Source organism: Erwinia sp. 1181_3 (genome assembly GCF_052824965.1).
This window is the reverse complement of the sequence record NZ_VTDE01000024.1, coordinates 1-1,995: the sequence shown is the minus strand read 5'-3', so window position 1 is coordinate 1,995 and position 1,995 is coordinate 1. Positions and strand designations below refer to the sequence as shown.

At 49.6% G+C, this 1,995-nt stretch carries 2 protein-coding genes; both read right to left on the bottom strand.

Translation table 11 applies throughout. The features are described 5' to 3' along the window. Nucleotides 1-244: 244 nt before the first annotated feature. Complete coding sequence (locus FY046_RS23545) at nucleotides 245-1,231, bottom strand: fimbrial protein (RefSeq protein WP_159336871.1); 987 nt, start codon at nucleotides 1,229-1,231, stop codon at nucleotides 245-247. 129 nt (nucleotides 1,232-1,360) lie between these two features. Beyond that, nucleotides 1,361-1,995, bottom strand: a 635-nt coding sequence (locus FY046_RS23540) for a fimbria/pilus outer membrane usher protein (RefSeq protein ID WP_446186531.1), incomplete at its 5' end; no start/stop codon positions are given.

Sequence of the window (1,995 nt, the reverse complement as noted above, 5' to 3'; positions counted from 1 at the left end):
TCGTTGCGGGAGATCGCCTGATACGTCTTGCCTCGCATAGCGCCGATAATCCATTTCATAATAAATCCGGGCATTGTCGAATGCTACACGGGGCGTCTGAACGAACTGAAAATCCCGTGGAGAAAGCCGCCTTCCGGCATCCTGCGTCTGATATAAACAGAACATACATCCTCGCGTGTTTATCCATAAACAACACAGGGATATTTATCTATTTAGTGTACGAAAAGCAATCGCCTTTTATCCATTAGTCATAGACAAAATTCACCACGGCCGTGGTTCTGACGGAACCGCTGGAGAGCATCTGCTTGTTGTAGACGTAGTACCACGCATTCATCGGTAGCGATAGTTGCGAAGGTAATGCCTGGCTGGCGGTGTATGAGAACAGCGTGGTGGCATTTCCCTGCGTGGTTTCCGACGAACTAAAGGTGAGCGGGATATTATCGCTGGCTTTTGCCACCCGGATACCCACCCCTTTTGCACCGCCGGTGACGGGGGAGGTCAGCGTGGTACTATCGGATGCAAGAAGGTTATTGCTGCTCATAAATGCCCGAAGATTACGCCCGGCGATACCATTTTTCATGCCGTCACAGCTGAAATTAAGGGTAAACGCCTTTTTCCCATTCATTGCCCCGCTGGCGAGTGAGGCGATATCGATATTGTTTAGCACCACGGTTTTATTATCATCATCGAAGCTGCAGGTGGTCACGCGCTTCACGAACCTTATTTGCAGGGCTTTGTAGTAAATATCGTAATTATGTTTTGGCCAACTCCAGTGGAAAATAAAATAGGCGAAGTCGCTGAGCATCCGGGCAATATTCTGCAGGAAAGTCAGCCCGGTACTGTCCTGAGCAAGTACAATCGGATTGATAGTGGCGATGTCACCATTAATGACCATCACGTTTTTGGTGGGAATATTGGCCAACAGCTTCAGGTTAACGGTAAAGGTGGAATCAATAGCTGAACCGTTGTTGGTACCCACTTTGGGATGAAACTCTTGCGGTGTGGGCTGCGTGACATTGACGCTGACATAAGCATCGCCGGGAAATTTTAAGTAGAGCGTGTTCTGGGAGTAGGGCGTTGAGTTATCAACCGTGTTCTTGCCACCAATAATCCCCCATGCCGGCATGCTACAGCTAAAAGTACCCGGATAAGCCGTTGTGGATGAAAACGATGCCCTGCCCGAGAGGTTTAACGCGCTGGTAGCATCGTAATACAAAAAGGGAGCATCCACGGGGGCATTCTGTATACAGTTAGCTCCTGCCCAGGAGGGTAAGAACAGTATCAAACTCAGGGTAACCACCTTGCCCGCTCTCTTGATACATCGGATGTGCGGTAGCATTTTCATTATTCTCTTCCCTGATTAGTGACAGTGATTCACATCACTGCCCAGATTGGTTTTCGGCTGGGTAATGCTGCATGTACTGTTGTCTTCCCCGGAAAAATGAACGATTACCCTGTCGGGTAGTTTTTCACTGTGGACAAACACCACGCTGCCCTGCCCGACATAACCAATTTCATTATTTTTGCTATCAGTGACCAGAGCCCCAAAGGGTAGGGGGGCGCTGTTACGATCTACCGCATGGAAAATGAAGCTTTTGCGCTGATCTGTTTCAAATTTCACATAGCTGATGGACCCGGCGTAAGGCACAACATCTTTACGGTTGCCCAGCAGCTGCACGTTATCACCGAGATTGGTGGTATCCAGCGTCATCGCATTCTTACGATAAGGTGACATGTAGGGAACCAGTGCTTTCCCCTGACGGTTAGTGATGATGGTCGCATCGCTATTAACCGCTGCATTGGCCACACCAGGAGCATCAATAATGGCAAAGGTGCTACCAACTTGATTGGCAAACAGCACGCCGCCCTGGTATGCCACCAGACTTCCCGTCATCCCCAGCCCTTCCTGGCTAAAGTTCGACGACTGGCTCCATGAGGCATTCATGGTAGTGGCCGAGGCACGATAGCCGACATTGGCATTGGTTGTGGTATTGC